A 21,913-nucleotide genomic window follows, 5' to 3' on the forward strand; every position below is an offset into this window, starting at 1 on the left:
GCGCACGGTTCAGCGATGGAAGAACTCGGCGATCAGCGTGGCGCCGATGAAGGTGCCGGCATTGGCGGCGAAAGACACCACCACGATGCGCCAGCCCAGCTTGCGGAAAGCCGGAATGTCCTTGGCGATCGACAGGCCCGCGAACGTCAGCATCGGCGTGATGACGGCCAGGAAGTTCACCTTCGCGGTCAGCTCCACGATGGCCGCCGCCCACGGACAGGCCGGCGAGGTCAGGAACATCGCCACCAGCGTGACCCAGCACACGGCGGGCACTTTCTTGCCGGTCAGGTTGCGCAGCTGGTCGCCGACGAACACCACCGCCACCATCAGCGCGATGCAGCCCAGCGAGGCCAGCGGCGTCACCTTGTAGGCGATCCAGTTGGCGATCATGGTCAGCACGCCGGCGAACACCCAGGCGCTGATGCGGCCGGCCAGGTTGAGCTCGGCGGTCTCCAGGTGCGTCTCCTTGTGCAGGCCGTCGTCGGGCGGCGTGGAGGCGGAGTTGGTGCGGCCGATGATCGGCTCCAGGACGCGGTAGCCCCACACCGCCAGCGGCAGCGAGATGAACAGCGTGAAGTAGGTGCCGATGGTGGTGGTGATCAGGTTGCTGGCGGCGGCGAAAGTGGCCACGTCCTTGGCGACGTCCGCCGGCTGCAGCGCGGCGATGGCGCCGGCGGCGGCCGCCATCATGCTGCCCGAGCCCACGCCTGCGCCCATGGCCAGCGAATACGGATGGAAGATGTTCAGGCTGGCGATGAAGCCGGCAAACACCGCGATGAAGATCGCGCCGAACAGCGTGCCGGTGATGTACTCGGCCAGCACCCCGCGGCCTTCGGGCGAATCCATGCCGTAGCGCTCGCCGATGATGGCCAAGCTCGGCTCGCGGCCCACCGAGAAGGTGGCGCCGATGGCTTCACGCTTGATGCCCAGCAGCAGCGCCAGCGGCAGGCCGATCAGGATGGTGCCGACGAAATGGCCGAACTCCTGGAACACCAGCGCCCAGCCGGACTCGACCAGCTTGGGCAGCGAATTGCCCACCATCAGCCCCAGCTTGGCGACAAACAACAGCAGCGCCGGCTGCAGGATGGCGGCCGCCTGGAACTGCATCGGCTGCGTCAGCGCCATGCCGCCCGGCAGGCGGCGGCTGAACAGGCCCAGCGCGGCGCCCATGATCAGCGCCCATACCATGGGCAGCAGCACGATCTTGCCGGGGCCGAGTTTGAGGGTGGCCGATCCTATCCATTCGGCGATGACCAGGATGATCGCCGCGTAGATGTATAGCTTCCATGTTTGCTGCCCCTGCCGTGTTGCCGATACCGATGTCGCTGCTGCCTGCATGTTGCTCTCCCGCTTTGGATGAAGTACTGCATCGCGTTGATCCGGCCCCGCCGCGTTGCCGGGCGGGGGTGATGTCGTGTCGTTTTTTGCTGGTCCTGCTTCGTGTGCTGCCATCGTACCGCTGCGCCATGCGCGGGCCTCCCCGCCCGCGCATGGCGCATTCCTGCCGCTGAACTTCCCTGCTCAGACGTAACCGAAGGCCGCCGCCGGAGCCGCCGCAGTCTCCACCCAGACGCTCTTGGTCTGGGTGTATTCATGCAGGGCTTCGACGCCGCTGGAGCGGCCGTAACCGCTCTGGTTGTAGCCGCCGAAAGGCGAGGCGACGTTGATGGTCTTGTAGCCGTTGATCCAGAACGTGCCGGCGTTGACCTGCGAGGCCACGCGGTGGCCGCGGGCGATGTCGTTGGTCCACACCGCGCCGGCCAGGCCGAAGTCGCTGTCGTTGGCCATGCGCACGGCATCTTCTTCGGTATCGAACGGAATGGCCACCACCACCGGGCCGAATATCTCGGTGCGCGCCACGTCCATTTCATTGGTGGCATGCGCCAACACGGTGGGCCGCACGAAGAAACCTTCGCCCGCCTCCTGCGCTGGCGTAGCAAGCTTCGCACCCGCCTTCACGCCCTCGGCGATCATGCTGATCACATGCTCGTACTGCTTCTTGTTGGAGATCGGGCCGACCTCGGTGGCATCGTCCAGCGGCGCGCCCACCTTGATGCGCGCGGCGCCCCCGGCCAGCATGTCGACGAAGCGCTCGTATACCGAGCGCTGCACCAGCAGGCGCGAACCGGCCACGCAGCTTTGCCCGGCCGAGGAGAAGATCGCCGCCTGCGCGCCCAGGCAGGCGCGCTTCAGGTCGGCATCCTCGAACACGATGTTGGCCGACTTGCCGCCCAGCTCCAGCACGCAGGGCAGCAGGCGGCGCGCAGCGGCCTCGGCGATCTTCCTGCCGGTGGCCGGCGAGCCGACGAACACGACCTTCTTCACCGCCGGATTGTCGATCGCGGCCTGGCCCACGGTATGGCCATAGCCGGCCAGCACGTTGATCAGGCCGGCCGGCACGCCGGCCTTCTCGGCCAGCGCCGCCACCGCCAGCGAAGTGAACGGCGTCAGTTCGGACGGTTTCAGGAGCACCGCATTGCCCATGGCGATGGCCGGCGCCACCTGCCAGCCGCAGGTGAAGATGGGCGCGTTCCAGGGCGTGACCTGCAGCACCGTGCCGATGGGTTCGCGGCGGGTGTAGTTCAGGTGCGTGGTCGGCACCGGGATGACGTCGCCGTAGAACTTGTCGCACCAGCCGGCGTAGTACTCGAACATCTCGGCCACCTTGGCAACCTCGCCGCGGCAGTCGCGGATCGGCTTGCCGGCGCTGATGGCCTCCAGCTGCGCCAGGGGCTCGAGATGGTCGCGGATTTGCTGCCCGACGGCGAACACGATGCGCCCGCGCGCGGCGTGGGTCAGCGCCCACCATTGCTTTTGCGCGGCGGCGGCGGCGCGCGCGGCCTGCTCGACCACGCCCGCGCCGGCATCGCGATACGCCAGGCTGGGACGGCCGCTGGCGGCGCCGTGCAGCTGCACGGTCTCGCCGTCGCCCGCCACCAGCTGGCCGCCGACGTAGGAACCGACGGTGCTCGCGCCCGGGAAGAAGTGCGCGAATGCGGCCAGCAGGTGTTCGGATTCATTCAATTGCATTGCTTGCTCCTGAAAAGCTTGGATGGAAATCTTGGAAAATGACGCGGATACGCCGGCCTTGCATGCAACCGGCCTGCTGCCGGCCAGCTACTCGCCCAGCTGCACGATGCGGTTGAAGTCCTCGCCGTCGGCGATGCTGTCGGCGCTGTGGGCCCACAGGCGGCCGGCCTCGGCCGACAGCGGCGCGTCCACCGACAGCTCCTTGAGCAGGCCCATGGCCAGGCGGATGTCCTTGCGCATCAGCTTCATGGTGAAGCCCGAATTGAAGGCCTCGTTGAATACCCAGGTGGGATAGTTGACCTGCGTCACACCGCTGCGGCCGGAGCCGGCGTTGATGCCATCGAAGATCTGCTGCGCGTCAAGCCCGGCCTCGCGCGCGATGCGCGCGGCCTCGCCCGCCACCAGCAGGTGCGCGCCGCACATCAGGTTGTTGAGCAGTTTGGTGACGTGACCGGCGCCGACCGGCCCCACGTGCACGCGCTTGGCGCTGATGGCTTCCAGCACCGGCATGGCCGCGGCGACATCGGCGGCATCGCCGCCCAGCGCCATGGTCATGGTGCCGGTGGCCGCGCCCTTGGGGCCGCCGCTGACCGGGCCATCGATGAAGCGCAAGCCGCATTCGGCGGTGGCAGCAGCGACCTTGCGCGTGCTGTTGGGATCGGCCGTGGTGGTGTCCACCACCAGCAGGCCGCGCCGGGCGCCTTCCAGCACGCCCGCCGGCGCCAGCACCACGGCCTCGACCACGTCCGAGGTCGGCAGCGACAGGATCAGCAACTCGACCTGCCCTGCCAGCTCCGCCGCCGACGCCGCGATGGCGGCGCCGTCCGCCTGCAGCGCGGCACAGGCCGCCGGCGAAGGGTCGAAGCCCGCCACCTGGTAGCCGGCCCGCATCAGCGACCGCGCCATGCCGCTGCCCATGTTGCCCAGGCCGACGACGCCGACCTTCCTGATTGTTGCTGCCTGTTCCATGCACGCTCCCTGAAGATTCATCTGACCGGACCGGCGTTGACCGAATGTCATGCGCCTGTCATGGATGCAGTGTGCAAGCAGAGCGAAGCAGGATCAATTACATCAAATCCTCAGTTTTGTTCTAATTTAGAGAACACACAAACAGTACTCAGCTGGTGACCTGGAACGCCTGCATCAGGGAGCTGGAATAGGACAGCAGCCGGTTGGCCGCCACCGACAGCTTGCGTCCCACGCGCGTGACCAGGTGCACCTCGGCCATGGTCAGCACGTCGCTGTCGATGGGGATGGCCAGCAGCTCGCCGGCCGCCAGCTCGGTGGAGACCGAGAAGCGCGGCAGCAGCGTGATGCCCTGCCCCGATTTGACGAACTGCTTGAGCACGTTGATGGAGTTGGTGGTCAGCAGCGGGTTGAACTTGATCTTGGCCGCGTATTCCGCCAGCGCCAGCAGCTGGCGCGTGCCGTAGGACTCGTGCATCAGCCCGATCGGGTATTCGGTGAGTTCCTTCAGGCTGCACGACTTGCTGTTGCGCAGCGGCGATTGCGGCCCGACGATGACCTCCATCGGCTGCGGCTGCATCGCGCGCGAGACGATGCGCGGATCGGTGGGCGGGTTGTAGACCAGCCCGATCTCGGCCTGGTCTTCCGCCACCTGGCGCAACACCTCATTGGTGCCGGCCAGGTCGATGGAAATGGATATCTGCGGATGGCGGGCCGAGAAATAGCCCATGGGCTGGCTCATGAAGTCGCTCACGAAACCCTCGCCGATGACGATGCTGACATGCCCGCGCTTCAGGCCGCGCAGGCCCTGCAGCTTGGACAGCAGGTCGGCCTGGTGGGCGCCCTGCTCGCGGTAGTAGTCGATCAGCAGCTGGCCGGCCTCGGTCGGCACCACGCCGCGCCGGTGGCGCTCCATCACGGGGATGGCGACCTCCTGCTCCAGCAGCGCGATCTGGCGGCTCACCGCCGAGGGCGCGATATCGAGCTTGTCGGCGGCGGCGCGCACGCTGCCGCACTGCACCGCCTCGAAGAAATAGGCCAGGCGCTGTTCGTTGAGCTTTCTCATGTGTTCTCCCTTGGCACCGCCCGGCCGCTGGAGCGGGGCGCGTGTTGCCCGGATTAGAACACAAATCGGATTTCAGCCCATCCGACGCTGCATCAGGCCGCCGCGCCGCTGAGCGCGGCCTTGACCAGCTCGTCGATCTCGCCGGTGATGCTGGAAAGCACACCCGCCACCACCGAGAACTCCTTGCCCGCCTGGCCCGAACGGGCCGCGACGATGCGCGCGTTGAAGGCCACCATCTTGGCTTCGCGCGCGATGGTCTCGATGTCGGTCATGATGCCGCGCAACTGGTTGCGCATCAGGCGCGCATGCTTTTTCGACTGCTCTTCGTAGACCGCCGTGATCTGGTTGAGCACCGCCAGCAGCGGCGTGGTCTGCTTGACCAGTTCGGCCAGCAGTTCCGGCGCCGATTTCAGTTTGTCGTCGATGGCGTTCAACGTGCGTCCGGCCAGCTCGGCGAAAGCGGTGATGCGCGTGTCGCCGCCGGTCCTGCCGAAATAGGCTTCTTCCAGTTCCGGACAGAACACCCCGGGCAGATCGCCCGATCTTTTCAGCAATGCGGCGTGGGCGCCGCGAAACAGCGCCAGCGCCTCGCGCGCGATGGCGGTGGCGCCGGCGTCGCCCTGCGAACCCAGCACCGCGTACAGCACCAGCCGCTGCGAGGTGAAACGGCGGCGCCCGGACAAATTGATCAGCGCGCCGAACACCTCGCCCGACAAGGGCACGACATCGGCATCCTGATCCGCGCTCCCGGCCGCCGTCACCGGCGGCAAGGCTTGCGCGTCGTTGACCGCGACCGCATGGGTGGGCGGCGTGGGCCGTGTTTCCTGCACGGCGGCCTGGCTGCTCATGGCTTACCTCTGCTATGTGGCGGGGGATGAAAGATCAGGCCGCTTCGCGCGCCGGATGGGCCTGCTTGCGGTACAGGAACTCCAGCACCTCGGTGCGATAGCCGGAGTACTGCGCATCCTGCGCCAGCGCCACGCGCTCGCGCGGACGCGCCAGCTTCACCTCCAGCACCTCGCCGATGGTGGCGGCCGGGCCGTTGGTCATCATCACGATGCGGTCCGACAGCAGCACCGCCTCGTCGACGTCGTGGGTCACCATCACCACGGTGGACTCGGTCTTGGCGACGATCTTCAGCAGCTCGTCCTGCAGGTGCGCGCGCGTCAGCGCATCGAGCGCGCCGAAGGGCTCGTCCATCAGCAGCACCTTGGGTTCCATCGCCAGCGCGCGGGCGATGCCCACGCGCTGCTTCATGCCGCCGGAGATCTCGTTGGGGCGCTTGGTCTCGGCCGCGCTCAACCCCACCAGCGCCAGCGCGGCGCGGGTGCGGTCGCGCAGCCGGGTGCGGTCTTCGGTGGCGCCGAACACGCGCTCCACGCCGAGGTAGATGTTTTCGTAGCAGGTCAGCCAGGGCAGCAGCGAATGATTCTGGAACACCACCGCGCGCTCCGGGGAAGGCCCGCCGATCTCGCGGTTGGCGCACAGCAGCACGCCTTCGCTGGGCCGCGTCAGGCCGGCGATCAGGTTCAAAAGCGTCGACTTGCCGCAGCCGGAGTGGCCGATCAGCGTGACGAACTCGCCCTTGGCCACCGTCAGGTTGATGTCGCGCAGCGCGTGGAAGCTGCCTTTCCTGGTGTTGAACACCATCTCCACGCCGTGGATGTCGATGAACTTGCCGTTGATGTTTTCCATGATCGTTCCTCCCAGCTCAGTTGCTGACCTGTTCATAAGTGAAAGCCTTGGCCAGCGCCACCAGCGCCTGCTCCAGGATCAGCCCGACCACGCCGATGACGACGATGGCGATGATGATGTGCGGCACGTTCAGGTTGTTCCACTCGTCCCACACCCAGAAGCCGATGCCCACGCCGCCGGTCAGCATCTCGGCGGCCACGATCACCAGCCAGGCGGTGCCGATGGACAGGCGCACGCCGGTCAGCATGTAGGGCAGCACCGAGGGGAACAGGATCTTGGTCAGGATCTTCCACTCCGACAGGTTCAGCACGCGGGCCACGTTCATGTAGTCCTGCGGCACGCGCTGCACGCCCACGGCGGTATTGATGATCATCGGCCAGATCGAGCAGATGAAGATGGACCAGATCGCCGCCGGATTGGCCGACTTGAACACGAGCAGGCCGATCGGCAGCCAGGCCAGCGGCGACACCGGCTTCAGCAGGCTGATGATGGGGCTGAACATGGCCGACAGGAACTGCACCCGGCCGATGGCGAACCCCAGCGGGATGCCCACCAGCGCCGCCAGCCCGAAGCCCACGCCCACGCGCTGCAGCGAGGCCAGCACGTTCCAGCCTATGCCCTGGTCGTTGGGGCTGTTGCGGTAGAAGGGGTCCGAGAACATGCTCATCGCCTCCTGCAGCGTCGCCCAGGGCGTGGGGAAGCTGCTGTTCTTGGCCGCGATGATCTGCCAGATCAGCACCAGCACCGCCACGCCCAGCACCGGCGGGACGATGCGCATGAAGGCGCTTGCGCCCAGCGGCTTTTTCCGCGGCGCGCGCGGCGCGGCGGTGACCGGTGCCGTCGGCGCCGCCTGCGCCTCGTTGGCCGCCTGCGGCCGTTCGACTGGACCGGCGTTGCCGGCCGGCTTGGCGTTATCGCCCATGATGCTCTCCACGACTGCGCTCATTTCGCTTCCCCTTCCCGTGACACTTCACTGCGGCTTGAACAATCACACCTTGATCTTGAACGACTGCGCGTAGGCGGCCGGATTCTTGCCATCCCACACGGTGCCGTCCATCAGCTTCGAGCTGCGCATGACGTCCTTGGGCAGCGGCGTCTTGGTCATCGCCGCGGCATCCTTGTACAGGTCGATCTGGTTGACCGACCTGGCCACGGCCAGGTAGTCCGGATCGCTCTTCAACAGGCCCCAGCGGCGGTGCTGGGTCATGAACCACATGCCGTCGGAGAGGAACGGGAAGTTGACCTGGCCGTCCTCGTAGAACTTCATGTAGTTGGGGTCGTCCCAGGTCTTGCCCAGGCCGTTCTGGTAGCGGCCGAGGATGCGCTGGTCGATCACATCCTTGCTGGTGTTGACGTAGGACTTGTCGGCGATGACCTCGGCCATCTTGTTCTTGTTGCCCAGCGAAGCATCGATCCACTTGCTGGCGTCGAGGATGGCGGCCATCATCGCGCGGCAGGTGTTGGGGTATTTCTTGACGAACTCCAGCGAGCTGCCCAGCACCTTCTCCGGATGGTCCTTCCAGATGTCCTGGGTGGTGGTGGCGGTGATGCCCACGCCGTCGACGATGGCGCGGTGGCCCCAGGGCTCGCCCACGCAGAAACCGTCCATGTTGCCCACCCGCATGTTGGCCACCATCTGCGGCGGCGGCACGGTGATCACCTTGGCGTCCTTCATCGGGTTGATGCCGTTGGCGGCCAGCCAGTAGTACAGCCACATGGCGTGGGTGCCGGTGGGGAAGGTCTGGGCGAAGGTGTATTCGCGCTTGTCGGTCTGCATCAGCTTGGCCAGCGAGGCGCCATCGACGGCGCCCTTGTCGGCCAGCTTCTTCGACAGGGTGATGGCCTGGCCGTTGTGGTTCAGGCCCATCAGCACCGCCATGTCCTTCTTCTGGCCGCCAATGCCCAGCTGCACGCCGTAGATCAGGCCATAGAGCACGTGGGCGGCGTCCAGCTCGCCGTTGGTCAGCTTGTCGCGCACGCCGGCCCAGGAAGCCTCCTTGCTGGGCACGATCTTGATGCCGTACTTCTTGTCGAAGCCCAGCACCGAGGCCATCACCACCGAGGCGCAATCGGTCAGCGGGATGAAGCCGATCTTCACTTCTTCCTTTTCCGGCTTGTCGGAACCGGCGGCCCAGGCGCCGCCCGTGGCCAGCCCCGTCACGCCCGCGCCCGCCGCGATGCCGGCCGCCTTGATGATCTTGCGGCGCGTGCCGTCCACGCCCTGCGCTGCCTTGTCCTTGAATTCCATGGCCACCCTTCCCCTTTGCGTTTCTGGAAACAAAAAAGGCGTCCTTCGCCATGAAACGCTCCATGCCGAAGGACGCCGTTGTCCTGGACGGCGCGACCGCCGTTGGCCGCACCTGTTGCGCACACGTTGCGCTATGCAGGCAGTTCAGCAAAGACCGTGCCAGGCGTTTGCCGCAGGAGGAAAAAGCGGCCGCTTCCCCTATGAACCCGGCAAAAACGCGGGCGCTGCAAGAGCCGCCCGGGCCGTCCGGCAGCAACGGCGCAACGCGAGGAAAACGGGCGCGCAGGCGCACTTCATTTGTGCTTCGCACCAAATTGGCGGGAAGGAAAGCGTGGTCCGGGCGGCCGCGACAGGGCATTGCCGCTTGCCCGACACGCCCGATCGCCTTGTCCTACAGCTACTCGCGGCGCGCGCTGATCGCGTGCGCAAGAGCTCGGGACCTAAGATGCGTCATCAGCCGGCCCCTGCATCGTGCATCGGGTTTCCGGCCGACCGTAGTGATTTCAATAAGAACGTGAAAAAGGAGAACGACCATGACACTCGGCACCATCCTGCTCATCATCCTGATCCTGATCCTGCTCGGCGTCATTCCCGCGTGGCCGCACAGCCGCGGCTGGGGCTATGGACCCAGCGGCATCGCCGGCACCATCGTCATCATCTTGCTGATCCTGCTGCTGCTGGGCAAGATATAGAACCTGTTCGCGTGGCCCAAGCCTGATAACATCCGTCCTGCGGATGGGAGCGCGGCGCGGTCGGTGCCCTGTCACCGACCGCGCCGTGTTCTTTTTTGCGTCGGGCCTGCCGATGCTTTTGCCAATTTCCAATGAGGTGAGCATATGAAGAAAAACACCCTCGCAGTCTCTTTCCTCGCCCTCGCGGCGGCCTTGGGCGCGTCGTTCGCCCACGCGGCCGAGGAGGACGTCAGCCAGGCCGATCCGGCCCGCTGGTACAAGGCCGACGATGCGCCCAAGGAGCGCTACCAGAACCTGGTGAAAGAAGCCAACGCCGCCTACGGCGAGGCGCTGCTGGCCTGCAAGGGCATGCGCGGCAAGGAAGCCAAGGGCTGCAAGGGCGAAGCCGGCGCCGCCAAAAAGGAAGACATGGAACGCGCCAAGCGCATCTACAAGGATTACCAGGAGACCTCCTCCGCGTCCTGAACGCGCGGCGAAGCCCCGTGAAAAAGCCGGCCAGTGCCGGCTTTTTTGTCACCTGCCGCCCCTCGCAGCGGTTATTGAAAGGTTGACAGGGCCAAAAAGGAAAAGGCATCCGTCCGCGCGAACGAATGCCCTTTGGGGCCGGGGCTTGCCGGCCGGGGATGCCGCAGCGACTGCGCCATGCGCCGGCCGCTGCGGCAGTATTGATCATGCCGGGGCTGCAGGCCGGTCTCCGGCGCCTGCCGCCCGCGGCAGTTTGCCTTTCAGGTCACAGGCGGCCGGTCAGCGACCGACCTGGTTACCGATCACGCCGCCCACGGCTGCGCCGCCGGCCGTGCCGATACCGCTGCCGCCGGTCAGTACCGCACCGCCGACCGCGCCGACGCCGGCGCCGATGGCCGTATTCTTGTCACGCTGGGACATGTTGCTGCAACCGGTCATTGCCGAGAAGGCGAACACGGCGATGGAAGTGATCGCGACTTTTTGAATTGTTTTCATGACTGCACCTCATTGAAATGTGGGAGTAAATTTGACGGTCGAAAACGGCTCGAATTCCACCATGGGCGCGGATATCGGCAATCGTTACATCGCTTGCATCCGCTTACCGCAGCTCTGCGGCAACAGCATGCGTCAGGTCATCGGACGCATCACCACGACAGGACGGTCAGGCTGCGCATTGTGGCCGTTGTGGCGATAGGCCTGCTGCTCGGAAGCGCCTTCCTGCTTTGCGCCGCCCGGGCCGCGGACGATCACCGCGTTACGGATCGATTTCGAACGTTTGCCCTGCGCCATGTCCATGTAGCGGAATTTTTTTTGTCCCAGCTTCTGCAGCTGGGCGGAGTCCATCGGCGCATGACGCTCCATCACCGAGGACGACCAGCGCGAGGACGACGCCTCTGCAGGCACATCCAGGCTCTGGGCGCCGGCTTGCGAAGCTGCGGCCGACATTCCCGCCAGAAGGCAGAATCCGAATAATGTTTTTTTCATGGTCGCTCCCTATGGCCACACGTGGGGCCGTGGGCAAATTGCCATGCGATCGGTGAGAACTCTTTGGCGTTTCTCCGCTCTACGCACGACGGACACATGTTCGTCGAAAATGCTGCAGCACAAAATCAGCCCTTTCCGATTCTTGCGTAGGAATCTTCCTACGCCGGCGGCGCCTGTCCGCGCCGCACGCAAGCCGGGGCGGCCCGGTTTCCCGTGCGCCCCGGCGTTCGGTCAGTGCTTCATGGATTCCTTGGCATCGCCATAGGATTTCTGGACGTTGCCTTCCACCTGCTTGGCGGCGCCCTTGACCTGCTGGGTCTGGTTGCCGGTCATTTCGCCGGCCTTCTGCTGCACCTTGCCCGCTGCCTGCTTCATGCTGCCCTTGACTTGGTCCTTGTTCATGATCACTCCTCGTATGATTGATACAGGAACCGGCGCGGGAATATCCCTTGCGCCGGGCATCGCCGCGCGCCTGTTCAGGCATGTGGCGACGATGAGTTCATGGTAGCGATGAGCCCTCGCCGGCGACATAAGAAAGCCGCTCTTTCGGGCGTAGGAGAAAACGAAAACAGGCGCAGGAATAAGAGACTGTTTCAGGAAGAAACATGGGGCAAACGAGACCTGCCCGGAATGCCCGGCGAAACCGGCGCACCGTTGAAAAAAATGCAAAAAAAATGCCGCTCAACCATGGGCTGAACGGCATCTCGCAGCAGGCTGCCCCGCCAAAGGCGCGGGGCGGTGCGGATCAGGTCTCGGTGGACGCCATCTCCGGCCGGATCGGCAGGCTGATGGTGATGAGCGCGCCCTTGCCGGGCGTGGAACGGATATCGACCTTGCCGCCGAAGTAGGTGGCGCGCTCGCGCAGGCCGCGCAGGCCGTAGGTCTTGTGGTTGTCGCGCCGCTCCTCGGGAATGCCCACGCCGTCGTCGCGCACGGTCAGCGCCACATGATCCTCGTCGATGTCGAGGATCACGTCGACCTTGGACGCCTTGGCGTGCTTGGTGACGTTGTTGAGCATCTCCTGCAGCATGCGGTAGATGGCGATTTCCATCTCATGGCCGACCTCGACGTCCTCGTCGGGCAGGCTGGCATGGCAGGCGATGCCGGTGCGCTCATGCAGCTCGTCCATCTGCTCCGAGATCGCCGCCTTCAGGCCGAACAGGTCCAGCGTATTGGGGCGCAGCTCGGTCTGGATGCGCCGCGTGGTGGACACCAGCGACTTCATCAGGCCCTGCATGCGGGTCTTGCGGTCCATCCATTTTTCGTCCGGCGGCAACACCTGGTAGACGCCTTCGAGATGCATCGACAAGGCCGTCAGCGAAGCGCCCATGTTGTCGTGCAGCTCGCGGGCGATGGCGCGCTTTTCTTCCTCGCGCACGGTTTCCAGGTGGTTGGTCAGTTCGCGCAGCAGCGCGGTACGCTGGACCACGGTCTTTTCCAGCTGGCTCTCGCGCTGGCGCAGCACGTCCTCGGCCTGCTTGCGCTCGGTGATGTCGGTGCTGATGCCGATCACGCCCTGCACGCTGCCGTCCTTGCCGAACCAGGGCACCTTGGCGGTCTGGAAGGTCACCGTGCCCTCGGGCAGGGTCATGGTCTGCTCCAGCTTCTCGGGCTTGCCGGAGGCCATCACGCGGCGGTCGTCGCGATCGACGCGGTCGGCCTCCTCTTCCACCATGAACAGCTCGCGGCTGGAGCGGTACATGGTTTCTTCCCAGGTCTTGCCGAGCTTTTGCAGGGTGGCCGGGTTGGCGAAGATCATCAGGCCCTGGCGGTTCTTGACGAAAATCGGGTCGCTGGTGCTTTCGCTGACGGCATTGAGCAGCGCGCTGGTCTCGGCGAGCTTTTGCGCGTTGCGGGTGCGTTCGCCGTATTCGCTGTCCAGCCGGCTGGCCGAACCCCAGAAGATGAACAGGATGATCACGCCGTTGATCAGCGTCAGCGTCGGCAGCAGCAGGTCGGGCACGATCCAGCCGCGCGTCATGCTCCAGTTCAGCAGCAGGCTGAAGGCCAGCAGCAGGAACAGGGTCTGCGGCAGCAGGCGGCGCAGCATCTGCCCGCCCGGCGCCATGCGCATGATCACCGCCATCACCGGATGCCCCGGGCGCGCCATCAGCAGCGCCGCGCCCAGCAGCGCGAACACCATGGCCGAGAGCAGCGGCACCGGCAGGTAGAAATCCAGGTAGATGAACTGGGAGACGCCGTAGATGTAGCCCACCAGCGGAATGGCGGACAGGCCGATCAGCGCGAAGGACAGGTATTCGGACGGATAGTAGCCGCCCAGCAGGCGCCAGTCCTGCAGCAGCAGGATAGCCGCCATCAGCAGGAAGCCCACCGACAGCAGCGGCGGCATCACCAGCGGCGAGATCGGATGCGCCTGGTCCACCGGCAGCCAGCCCAGGCCGTACAGCGCGCCGTGCACCAGCGTGGCGGCGCCCAGCGCCAGCAACAGCAGCGACAGCAGGTTGACCAGCAGGCCCAGGCGGGCGCTGTGCGCCGAGACGTTGACGCAGCGCAGGTAAAGCGCGCAGGCGCCGAGGATGAAGCCGGCCGCGGTCACCGGGCGCACCGCCAGCAACTCGGCCAGCAATCGGCGATATTCGTCTTCCAGGAAAGTGGCCGCGACCACCACGATGCCGAACAGGATGACCGCCATGGCCAGGCCCATGGCCAGCGTCACCATGCTGCTGTTGTTCGATTGGGATGCGGCGAAATACTCGACCGAAGCGCCATTCTGGATCTCGGCGGAAGACGGCCGAACGCCGCCGTTTTTCTTGTGCATCGTCGGGGATCCCCTGCTCCGTTGGAGCTGTTCTTTGTGTGACTCTATCGCCGTTGCGCCGAACCGCCCTGGCAAGTCGATAGTTGGCTGCGCAGATTATGCAGCAAAAATCCTGTTCAGAGCCCGCCGGCCTGGGCCGGATCGGGGGGAGCGTTGGAGGGCGTATAACCGCCGCCCACGCCCATCTTGCGGCGCGCCAGCATTTCCAGCAGGTCGCACAGCAGCGGCAGCTCGGAAGACTTGTCGAAGAAATGCTGCACGCCGCATTGCTGGCCGACGCGACGGTAGGTCGGGCTGACATGGTTGCTGAACACCACCTTGACCTCGCTCTGGCGCCGCGTGTTGGAGCGCGCCAGCGACTGCAGCAGGCTCATGCCGTTGCCCTGCTTCAACTGGATGTCCAGGATCAGGACGTCGTAGCTGTTCTGCTGCAGGTGGCGCAGGGCCTCCATCTCGGTCTCGGCGTAGCCGACCAGCTTGATGCCGCTGATCTCGGTCAGGCTCTCCACGATCAGGTCACGCACATCCTCAGAATCTTCCACCAGGAAGATCCGCAAGGGCGCGTTGCCGCTGTCGCGGGCCGCCCATGTGTTGAGAATGTCATCCATGATTCGTCGTTTCCTTGCTTGGCTGCCGGCTCACCGCCGCCGACGGCTCCCGGGCTTGCCTTTCTTCAGGCGCCGTCAGTCGATCAGGTTGTTCTTGATCGCGTAATAAATGATGTCGGCGTTGTTGGTCATGCTCATCTTCTGCAGCACCCGCGAACGATAGGTGCTGACCGTCTTGACCGACAGGCACAGCTCGTCGGCAATCTGCGTCACGCCCTGGCCCTGCCCCAGCTTGTAGAAGATCTCGTACTCGCGCTGCGACAGCGTCTCGTGCAAGGGCTTCTCGGAGTCCACCGGTTCGCTGGTCAGCAGTTCGGCCACGCCGTAGCTGATGTACTTGTGCCCGCGCAGGATGGTGTTGATGGCGTTGACCAGTTCAGTGGCCAGCGCCTCCTTCTGCACGTAACCGCTGGCGCCGCTGCGCAGCACCTGGACCGCGTAGCGGCTCTCGGGGTGCATCGACAGCATCAGCACCGGCAGGTCGGGTTTCTCGCGCTTGATCTGCTTCAACACCTCGACGCCGCTTTTGTCCGGCATGGCGATGTCCAGCAACACGATGTCCCAGTCCTGGGTCCGCACCAGGCGGATCGCTTCTTCTGCGGTGCTCGCCTCGCCGCCGATTTCCATCGACGGAATTTCTGAAATGAAGTGGTGCACGCCTGCCCGCACGACCGCATGGTCATCGACTACAAGTATTTTTGTCATAGTATTTTGAGCGGTGAAAATGATGCCGCGGCATTTTTTTTGCGCTGCATGCGGATGGAATCCGCTTCTGGCCGATCCGGCTCAATATCGTGCGCCGGGGGCCGTTTTCCTGCCTCGCCTTGCTTGCCTCCGTCCCGCCCTCCGATCCGGCGGGAACCCTTGAATGCCTTGGCGCAATGGCCAATAACTATACCTTACTGCCCTTTCCCTGTCTTCTTCCGGAGCGCTCCGGCCACCGCCGGAAACGCTCTGGAAGCAGACAAGCGCAGACCGGTCGAAAGACCGGCCGCGCCTTCACAAGTTCCCGGGCTTACTGTTTCAAGCGCAGGTCGTTGCGCACCGAAACCACGCCCTTCACGCCACGCGCCAGTTCGGTAGCGCGCGCCGCCGAGGTGGCGCTGGAGACGAAGCCGGACAGCTGGACCACGCCCTTGTAGGTCTCGACGTTGATTTCCGAGGACTTCAGGTTGGACTCGTTGAAGATGGCGGCCTTCACCTTGGTGGTGATGACGGCGTCATCGACGTACTCGCCGGTGCCTTCCTTGCCGGGGCTGGATGCGCAACCCACCAGCGAAACCATGAACAGGGCCAAGAAGAAACCGATGAAACGCTTGGTCAGGGACATTTTGCTCAAAGTCATGATGCTCTCCTAATGTGAAAAACAGGTACCGGAAAATGGCGCTCGGACAGCCTCTCCGCCCTCACGCCGCTGTTGTTGAATTTTTACTTGCCGTACTTGGACTTCGCATTGGCGACGCATTTGTCCTTGGCGTCGCCGCTCAACGCGTCACACTTCTCCTTGGCGACGTCATAGTTGGCGTCGTTCTTGTCCTTCTGAGCGTCCTTGGAGGCATCCGCGCCCTTGCGCTTGGACTTGGCGTCGGCCAGCGCCGATTCATGCGCGGCCTTGGCTTCCTTCTCGCAGACGTCCTGGTCGTTGCCCTTGAGCGGACCGCATTTCTTCTTGGCGGTCTTGTAGTCGGCATCGGCCTTGGCCTTGTCGGCCTTGTACTGGGCGGCGGTCGGGTCGGCCGCGAATGCGGCGCCCTGCATGCCAATGGCGGCTACACCGAAAATCATGGTTGCGATGATCTTTTTCATATTGTCTTCCTCGTGGTTGCGGCCATGGCCGTTGTTGTTATGCAGGCCGGCGCGCCGGCCTGCTCATTGCACCGGCGCTCAGTGGCGCCAGTTGTCGTTGCGCTTTTCGAAATCGCGGATCTGCTTTTCAGCCTCGTCCTTGTTGACGCCATAGGCTTCCTGGATGCGGCCGGCCAGCTGGTCGCGCTTGCCGGCGATGATGTCGAGATCGTCATCGGTGAGCTTGCCCCATTGTTCCTTGGCCTTGCCCTTGAATTGCTTCCAGTTGCCTTCAACGATGTCCCAGTTCATGGTCTTCTCCTTCGTTCCGGATTGAAAAATCGGTGGCGCTCAGGCTGCCGCTCGTGGTGCTCCCTGCCCTGCCTGCGGGATCACAGATCCAGCAGGTCGGTCATGTCGTCGGCGTGCTCTTCTTCCTGCGCCATGATCTGCACCAGCATGTGCTTGGTGGTCGGGTCGTCGTCGCCGATGCGCTCGATCATCTGGCGATAGGCCTCGATGGCGACGCGCTCCTCGATCAGGTTGGAGCGGATCATGTCCTTGATGTCGCTCGACTCGTCGTATTCGGCATGGCTGCGGCTGGTGATCGTCTTCGGGTTGAAGTCGGGCTCGCCGTTGAGCTGCACGATGCGCTCGGCGATCTTGTCGGCATGGCCCTGCTCTTCCAGCGCGTGCTGCAGGAACTCGGCCTTGATCGATTCGTTCTCCAGGCCCTTGGCGGTGTAGTAGTGACGCTTGTAACGCATCACGCACAGCAGCTCGGTGGCCAGCGCGTCGTTGAGCATCGCGATGACTTCCTTGCGGTTGCCGCGATAACCTTCGGTCACGGCGCCCGAGTCGACCTTGCGCGCCGCGGCGCGGATCGCCTCCTTGTCCAGATGGAAGGGCTCCTTGTGCTTGACGTCAGCTTGTGGGGGATTCTTGGTCATGATGGTTCCTTTCTCCGATTTCGTTGCTAATGCGCCCGGTTGCGGCCTTGCATGGCCACTCCGGCGCCTGGCTAGACTTCAGATCGCCTGCTCCGCGTGCGCCGCTCTCAATAGCGGTCGGCGCAGCGGCCTACCGCCAGGCCGACCAGCAGGCCGATTCCGGTGGAGATCGCGATGGCGCGCCACGGATTGGACTGCACGTAGTCGTCGGTAGTGGTGACGATCTGGCGGCCGGTCTGCAGCACGGCCGATTGCGCGTCCTGTGCGGTATTGAGTGCCTGATCCAGCACTTCCTGTCCTTTGGCGCGCAGGTCGTCGGCCTTCTTGCCGGTCGCTGCCGCCGCTTCGGCGAAGAGATCCTGCGCCTGTTGCAGCAGAGCCTGCACGTCGTTGCGAACCGTCTTGAAATTGTTAGCCTGCATGCTTGCTCTCCATTTGTTCGGGGTTCATCGATTGATCGCGGATGGCGCCTGCCCGGTCGTTCACATCAGGTACTGCAGAACGACCAGCATCAGCACCGGGACGCCTACCAGCCATCCGAGCACGAGCTTGTCCATGACTGCCTCCTTCTGGTTTTATTGTTCGCGCCGGATGGACTTGCTGTTGCTGTACTGCCGGGTTCCGGCCTTCCGTTGCCGCCGCCTCTCCTCTGTACCGAGGTCCGCAATCGGCATGTGATCAAGATACCTGCCGCCAGGGGCGCCCTCTATAGGCGCCAGACCGATTGATCTGTAGGACAAGCAGCGATCAGCGCTCGCCGCTGCGGCGGGCCGGCGGCACGCCCTTGATCGGGTACAGGTTGCCGCCCTCGTCTTCCCAGCGCTGCAATGCCACGCGCTGCAGATAACGGTCACGGCGACGCGCATCGCGCGCCAGCACGTTCAACGCGGCAGCTACCGCGGCGCCGGCCACGCCGAGCGCCAACATCAGGTTCTTTGCGGAAATCATCGTTGCCTCCTTTGGTCTGCAACGATCACATCGGCGCGCGCTGGCGCTGGCGCAGCGAGCGCTTGATCAGGTCCTGGGCCTCGCCCACGGCGTGCATGATGCGGCCGTCGGTCTGGCGTTTTTGCGCCGCATACTGCAGCTCGGTGCTGCCCAGCAGCGTGGCGACCTGCTCCTGGAGTTTGCCCAGGGCGAAATGAAACTGGCCAGTGATCGTCTTCTTGTTCATGAAATGCGCCTCCATCGGTAGGGGTCAGGACACAAGGTCAATACGAGCGTTGCAGCATGGGAAAAATGGTAGCAACGGCCCACTGCCGGGCTCTATAGGACGCCTCCCGATTGTCTTGTAGGACAAAGCGAAAAAGCGCGCCGGTGCTGGGTTTCAGGCTTTCAGCCCATGCGTGGCGCGGGATTGCGGCGAAAAACGGCCCGCCGGGGCGCGTGCAGCCGCGATTCCTACATCGGCTTGCGTCCCCGTCCGATGGCGGCGGGAGCCTGCCAAACCTAGGATGACAACATCCGGTCGCCCCTGCGCTCCAGGGCAAAAGGCGCTGCCGGCCCGATCCGAATGTGGCTTACCTGACAAGAAAGGAGAACATCATGGGCAAGTATTTCCTCGCATGGCTGTGCGGCGTGCCGGCGTTCCTGCTGGTGCTGATCTATCTGTTCGCGCACTGATCCACCCAGCCACCCACCTGTCGCCGCCGGCTGCGGGCCGGCGGCAAGCGCAAGGGAGAGCAACATGACCAACGACCACCTGATTTCCACCCTCAACGACCTGATACAGATTTCCAAGGACGGCGAAAAGGGCTTTCGCACCTGCGCCGACGACGCGCAGGAGCGCTACGCGCATTACCGGGAGATGTTCACGACGCGCGCCACCGAGTGCGCGCAGACCGTGCTGGACCTGCAGGACCTGGTGCACCGCCTGGGCGGCGAACCGGCCAACCACAGCACCTTCGGCGGCACGCTGCATCGCCAGTGGGTCAACCTGAAGGCGGTCGTCACCGGACACGACGACGAATCCATCCTGAACGAATGCGAGCGCGGCGAAGACGCGGCGGTGCATGCCTATCGCAAGGCCTTGAGCCAGGACCTGCCCAATGACGTGCGCCTGATCATCGAGCGCCAGTACCAGGGCGCGCTGGCCAACCACGACAAGGTGCGCGCGCTGCGCAACCAGGTGCGCGCGCGCAAGGCCGCGTGATCCGGCGGATGTGCCGGCAACAAAAAAGCGCAGCCCCGGCTGCGCTTTTTTTTCGATGCGGGGCGCCGCTTATTTGCGGTCGCGCAGATAGCGCACGCGCTCGGCCAACGCCGTGACCATGGTCTTGAGGAATTCGCGCGTGGGCTCGTGGGTCAGCTTGCCGTTGGCGTCGAAGCGCTCGGCGCAGTTGCCGATCATCACCTCGGGCTTGTTGATGAATTGCAGGTCGAGGAACACGCCGATCTGGCGCAGGTGATATTGCGCGCGCGCCGTGCCGATCGCGCCCGGGCTGGCGCCCATGATGGCGGCCGGCTTGGCGGCGAACGGCGGCGACGGCGGGCGCGACGCCCAGTCGATGGCGTTCTTCAGCACGCCGGGCACCGAGTAGTTGTATTCGGGTGTGGAAAAGATGATGGCGTCGGCCTCGGCGATCTGCTTGCGCAGCCGCTCCACCGGCGCCGGCCAGCCCTGCTCGCGCACGTCGTCGTTGTACAGCGGCAGATCGGAAATGTCGGCCTCGGTCAACGACACGCCCGGCGGCAGCAGCTCCTGCAAGGCCCGCAACGCGGCGGTGTTATAGGACTTGGCGCGCAGGCTGCCGGAAATGCCGAGGATCTTCACTTCTGTCTGGCTCATGCTGTTCTCCTTGCTGGGGTTGGATCAACGATGGTGCCGGCGGCATCGCCGGCAGGCGGACGACAAATCCTAACAGCAATGCGCGCCGGCGGGCATCGGACGGACACCGACATGAGGGATGGCATGCGGGATTTTCCGGGCTGTTGGCATCGCTGTCGCGGCTGTTGCGGATATGGAGCGCGCATCGGCGGCCGGTCGATGCCGCTGGGTCCCGGCGGCGTTCGTCATGCAGCGCAGGCAAAAAAAACGCCGCAGGCTTGCGCATGCGGCGTTTTTTTATTGCCTCCACAACCGACGGGATCAACCCTCGCCCAGATACGCCGCCTTCACGCGCGGATCGTTCAGCATGTCCTTGGCGTTGCCGTTCATGGTGATCAGGCCGGACTCCATCACGTAGCCGCGGTGCGCCGCCTCCAGCGCCAGCTTGGCGTTCTGTTCCACCAGCAGGATCGTGATGCCCTGCGCCGACACATTGCGGATCACTTCAAAAATCTTCTCCACCATGATCGGCGACAGGCCCATCGAGGGCTCGTCCAGCAGCAGCAACTTGGGATGGCTCATCAGCGCGCGCGCCATCGCCAGCATCTGCTGCTCGCCGCCCGACAAGGTGCCCGCCATCTGCGCCGCGCGTTCCTTCAGCCGCGGGAAGACCTCGAACCATTTGTCGATGTCGGCGGCGATCTGGCCCTTGTCATTGCTGGTGTAGGCGCCCATGAGCAGGTTTTCCTGGATGCTCATGCGCGTGAAGACGCCGCGCCCTTCCGGCACCATCGCCAGCTTGTCCTTGACCAGCTCGAAGGATTTCTTGCCCTTCAAACCATGGCCCAGGTACTCGATGTGGCCGTCTACTTTACTGCTGGGCAGCGTGCCGGTGATCGCCTTCAGGGTCGTGGTCTTGCCCGCGCCGTTGGCGCCGATCAGCGTCACCAGTTCGCCGTCGTTGACTTCCAGGCTGATGCCTTTGACGGCCTGGATGCCGCCGTAGGCCACCGACAGGCCGTCTACTTTAAGAATGTTTGTCATCGCGTTTCAATCTCAATGATGTTCTGACTAGTCTGTGGCATGTCAATGGCCTGCGCCGAGGTATGCCTCGATCACGGCCGGGTTCTTCTGCACATCCGCCGGCACGCCCTCGGCAATCGGCTTGCCGTAGTCCAGCACCGTGATGCGGTTGCACAGGCCCATCATCAGTTTGACGTCGTGTTCGATCAACAGGATGGTCTTGCCTTCGGCCTGGATCTTCACCAGCAGTTCTCTGAGTCCGAGCTTCTCGGTCGCGTTCATGCCCGCCGCCGGTTCGTCCAGCGCCAGCAGTTGCGGGTCGGTCGCCAGCGCGCGGGCGATTTCCAGGCGGCGCTGGTCGCCGTACGACAGGTGCCGCGCGGTGCGCTTGGCGAACTGGCCGATGCCCACGAAGTCCAGCAGCTGCTGCGACTTGGCGCGAATCTGCGCTTCTTCCTCGCGCGCCGCCTTGTGGCGAAACACCGCGCCGAAGACGTTCTGTTTGGTGCGCACATGGCAACCCACCATCACGTTCTCCAGCACCGTCATCTCGCCGAACAGGCGGATGTTCTGGAAGGTGCGGGCGATGCCGGCCTTGGCCACTTCATGCGGCGCGCTCGGGCTGTACGGTTTGCCGTCCAGCTCGAAACTGCCGGTGTCGGGCTGGTACAGCCCGGTGATGACGTTGAAGAAGGTGGTCTTGCCCGCGCCGTTGGGGCCGATCAGGCCGTAGATCTGGCCGCGTTCGATCGTGATGCCCACGCCGTTCAGGGCTTGCAGCCCGCCGAAGCGCTTGCTGACGTCGCGGATCTTGAGCAGTGTCTGTGTCATGTCTTTTTCTCCTGCTGCTTACGC

General features: G+C 64.6%; 27 protein-coding genes. 3 read left to right on the forward strand and 24 right to left on the reverse strand.

Going from position 1 to position 21,913, the window contains the following annotated elements; translation table 11 throughout:
* Window positions 1–9: 9 nt before the first annotated feature.
* The 8 genes from CEJ42_RS21140 to CEJ42_RS21175 form a co-directional block, all read right to left on the reverse strand.
* Window positions 10–1,338 (reverse strand): DUF3100 domain-containing protein, encoded by a 1,329-nt coding sequence (locus CEJ42_RS21140; protein WP_079216119.1) that lies wholly within the window; start codon window positions 1,336–1,338, stop codon window positions 10–12.
* 183 nt (window positions 1,339–1,521) lie between these two features.
* The gene (locus CEJ42_RS21145) at window positions 1,522–3,030 is read right to left on the reverse strand and encodes an aldehyde dehydrogenase family protein (RefSeq protein ID WP_079216121.1); all 1,509 of its coding nucleotides are present in this window, start codon (window positions 3,028–3,030) and stop codon (window positions 1,522–1,524) included.
* Window positions 3,031–3,117: 87 nt separating this feature from the next.
* Entirely contained in the window at window positions 3,118–4,050 is a 933-nt protein-coding gene (locus CEJ42_RS21150; RefSeq protein ID WP_276329116.1) for an NAD(P)-dependent oxidoreductase, read from the reverse strand.
* Window positions 4,051–4,147: 97 nt separating this feature from the next.
* On the reverse strand, window positions 4,148–5,062 hold the full coding sequence (locus tag CEJ42_RS21155) for a LysR family transcriptional regulator (protein WP_079216125.1): 915 nt from the start codon (window positions 5,060–5,062) through the stop codon (window positions 4,148–4,150).
* 92 nt (window positions 5,063–5,154) lie between these two features.
* Window positions 5,155–5,910 (reverse strand): methyl-accepting chemotaxis protein, encoded by a 756-nt coding sequence (locus tag CEJ42_RS21160; RefSeq protein ID WP_088752440.1) that lies wholly within the window; start codon window positions 5,908–5,910, stop codon window positions 5,155–5,157.
* A gap of 34 nt (window positions 5,911–5,944) precedes the next feature.
* Window positions 5,945–6,757, reverse strand: a complete 813-nt coding sequence (locus CEJ42_RS21165) for an ABC transporter ATP-binding protein (RefSeq protein WP_079216130.1) — start codon at window positions 6,755–6,757, stop codon at window positions 5,945–5,947.
* A gap of 16 nt (window positions 6,758–6,773) precedes the next feature.
* On the reverse strand, window positions 6,774–7,703 hold the full coding sequence (gene ntrB / locus CEJ42_RS21170; protein ID WP_088752441.1) for a nitrate ABC transporter permease: 930 nt from the start codon (window positions 7,701–7,703) through the stop codon (window positions 6,774–6,776).
* Window positions 7,704–7,745: 42 nt separating this feature from the next.
* Window positions 7,746–9,005 carry a CmpA/NrtA family ABC transporter substrate-binding protein gene (locus tag CEJ42_RS21175; RefSeq protein ID WP_079216133.1) on the reverse strand — a complete coding sequence of 420 codons (1,260 nt, stop codon included), beginning with the start codon at window positions 9,003–9,005 and terminating at the stop codon, window positions 7,746–7,748.
* A gap of 533 nt (window positions 9,006–9,538) precedes the next feature.
* Here CEJ42_RS21175 and CEJ42_RS21180 point away from each other — a divergent pair.
* Entirely contained in the window at window positions 9,539–9,697 is a 159-nt protein-coding gene (locus CEJ42_RS21180; RefSeq protein ID WP_079216135.1) for a DUF3309 family protein, read from the forward strand.
* A gap of 144 nt (window positions 9,698–9,841) precedes the next feature.
* Window positions 9,842–10,162, forward strand: coding sequence for a hypothetical protein (locus tag CEJ42_RS21185; RefSeq protein WP_088752442.1), 321 nt, complete (start codon window positions 9,842–9,844; stop codon window positions 10,160–10,162).
* A gap of 279 nt (window positions 10,163–10,441) precedes the next feature.
* On the opposite strand, the gene CEJ42_RS21190 is transcribed toward CEJ42_RS21185, so the two are convergent.
* The 13 genes from CEJ42_RS21190 to CEJ42_RS21250 all read right to left on the reverse strand — a co-directional run bounded on the left by CEJ42_RS21190 (window position 10,442) and on the right by CEJ42_RS21250 (window position 18,442).
* A complete protein-coding gene (locus CEJ42_RS21190; RefSeq protein WP_079216139.1) occupies window positions 10,442–10,657 on the reverse strand; it encodes a glycine zipper 2TM domain-containing protein in 216 nt (71 codons plus the stop codon).
* Between the two features lie 132 nt (window positions 10,658–10,789).
* Window positions 10,790–11,146: a hypothetical protein gene (locus CEJ42_RS21195; protein ID WP_088752443.1), complete on the reverse strand. Its 357-nt coding sequence runs from the start codon at window positions 11,144–11,146 to the stop codon at window positions 10,790–10,792.
* A 231-nt stretch (window positions 11,147–11,377) separates the two neighbouring features.
* A complete protein-coding gene (locus CEJ42_RS21200) occupies window positions 11,378–11,548 on the reverse strand; it encodes a CsbD family protein (RefSeq protein ID WP_079216143.1) in 171 nt (56 codons plus the stop codon).
* Between the two features lie 343 nt (window positions 11,549–11,891).
* Window positions 11,892–13,925: a PAS domain-containing sensor histidine kinase gene (locus CEJ42_RS21205; RefSeq protein WP_079216145.1), complete on the reverse strand. Its 2,034-nt coding sequence runs from the start codon at window positions 13,923–13,925 to the stop codon at window positions 11,892–11,894.
* 116 nt (window positions 13,926–14,041) lie between these two features.
* Window positions 14,042–14,533, reverse strand: a complete 492-nt coding sequence (locus CEJ42_RS21210; RefSeq protein WP_088752444.1) for a response regulator — start codon at window positions 14,531–14,533, stop codon at window positions 14,042–14,044.
* Between the two features lie 75 nt (window positions 14,534–14,608).
* The gene (locus CEJ42_RS21215; RefSeq protein ID WP_079216150.1) at window positions 14,609–15,238 is read right to left on the reverse strand and encodes a response regulator; all 630 of its coding nucleotides are present in this window, start codon (window positions 15,236–15,238) and stop codon (window positions 14,609–14,611) included.
* Between the two features lie 310 nt (window positions 15,239–15,548).
* A complete protein-coding gene (locus CEJ42_RS21220; protein WP_079216152.1) occupies window positions 15,549–15,878 on the reverse strand; it encodes a BON domain-containing protein in 330 nt (109 codons plus the stop codon).
* Between the two features lie 83 nt (window positions 15,879–15,961).
* On the reverse strand, window positions 15,962–16,339 hold the full coding sequence (locus CEJ42_RS21225) for a cell envelope biogenesis protein TolA (RefSeq protein ID WP_079216154.1): 378 nt from the start codon (window positions 16,337–16,339) through the stop codon (window positions 15,962–15,964).
* A 78-nt stretch (window positions 16,340–16,417) separates the two neighbouring features.
* Window positions 16,418–16,630 carry a CsbD family protein gene (locus tag CEJ42_RS21230; protein ID WP_079216160.1) on the reverse strand — a complete coding sequence of 71 codons (213 nt, stop codon included), beginning with the start codon at window positions 16,628–16,630 and terminating at the stop codon, window positions 16,418–16,420.
* A gap of 80 nt (window positions 16,631–16,710) precedes the next feature.
* Complete coding sequence (locus CEJ42_RS21235) at window positions 16,711–17,268, reverse strand: ferritin-like domain-containing protein (protein WP_079216163.1); 558 nt, start codon at window positions 17,266–17,268, stop codon at window positions 16,711–16,713.
* 107 nt (window positions 17,269–17,375) lie between these two features.
* Entirely contained in the window at window positions 17,376–17,690 is a 315-nt protein-coding gene (locus CEJ42_RS21240) for an ElaB/YgaM/YqjD family protein (protein WP_079216165.1), read from the reverse strand.
* A 325-nt stretch (window positions 17,691–18,015) separates the two neighbouring features.
* Window positions 18,016–18,216 (reverse strand): hypothetical protein, encoded by a 201-nt coding sequence (locus tag CEJ42_RS21245; RefSeq protein WP_079216167.1) that lies wholly within the window; start codon window positions 18,214–18,216, stop codon window positions 18,016–18,018.
* A gap of 25 nt (window positions 18,217–18,241) precedes the next feature.
* Window positions 18,242–18,442: a CsbD family protein gene (locus CEJ42_RS21250; protein ID WP_079219173.1), complete on the reverse strand. Its 201-nt coding sequence runs from the start codon at window positions 18,440–18,442 to the stop codon at window positions 18,242–18,244.
* A gap of 513 nt (window positions 18,443–18,955) precedes the next feature.
* Between CEJ42_RS21250 and CEJ42_RS21255 the strand changes: the two genes are divergently transcribed.
* Window positions 18,956–19,420, forward strand: a complete 465-nt coding sequence (locus tag CEJ42_RS21255) for a PA2169 family four-helix-bundle protein (RefSeq protein ID WP_079216169.1) — start codon at window positions 18,956–18,958, stop codon at window positions 19,418–19,420.
* A 69-nt stretch (window positions 19,421–19,489) separates the two neighbouring features.
* Here CEJ42_RS21255 and CEJ42_RS21260 read toward each other — a convergent pair whose 3' ends face one another.
* From CEJ42_RS21260 to CEJ42_RS21270, 3 genes are all read right to left on the reverse strand, one after another.
* Window positions 19,490–20,056: an NADPH-dependent FMN reductase gene (locus tag CEJ42_RS21260; RefSeq protein WP_088752445.1), complete on the reverse strand. Its 567-nt coding sequence runs from the start codon at window positions 20,054–20,056 to the stop codon at window positions 19,490–19,492.
* 300 nt (window positions 20,057–20,356) lie between these two features.
* Window positions 20,357–21,079 (reverse strand): ABC transporter ATP-binding protein, encoded by a 723-nt coding sequence (locus CEJ42_RS21265; protein ID WP_079216173.1) that lies wholly within the window; start codon window positions 21,077–21,079, stop codon window positions 20,357–20,359.
* A gap of 42 nt (window positions 21,080–21,121) precedes the next feature.
* Window positions 21,122–21,889 carry an ABC transporter ATP-binding protein gene (locus CEJ42_RS21270; protein ID WP_079216175.1) on the reverse strand — a complete coding sequence of 256 codons (768 nt, stop codon included), beginning with the start codon at window positions 21,887–21,889 and terminating at the stop codon, window positions 21,122–21,124.
* Window positions 21,890–21,913 lie beyond the last annotated feature (24 nt).

Source organism: Herbaspirillum robiniae, from assembly GCF_002213415.1.
Classification (GTDB): domain Bacteria; phylum Pseudomonadota; class Gammaproteobacteria; order Burkholderiales; family Burkholderiaceae_D; genus Herbaspirillum; species Herbaspirillum robiniae.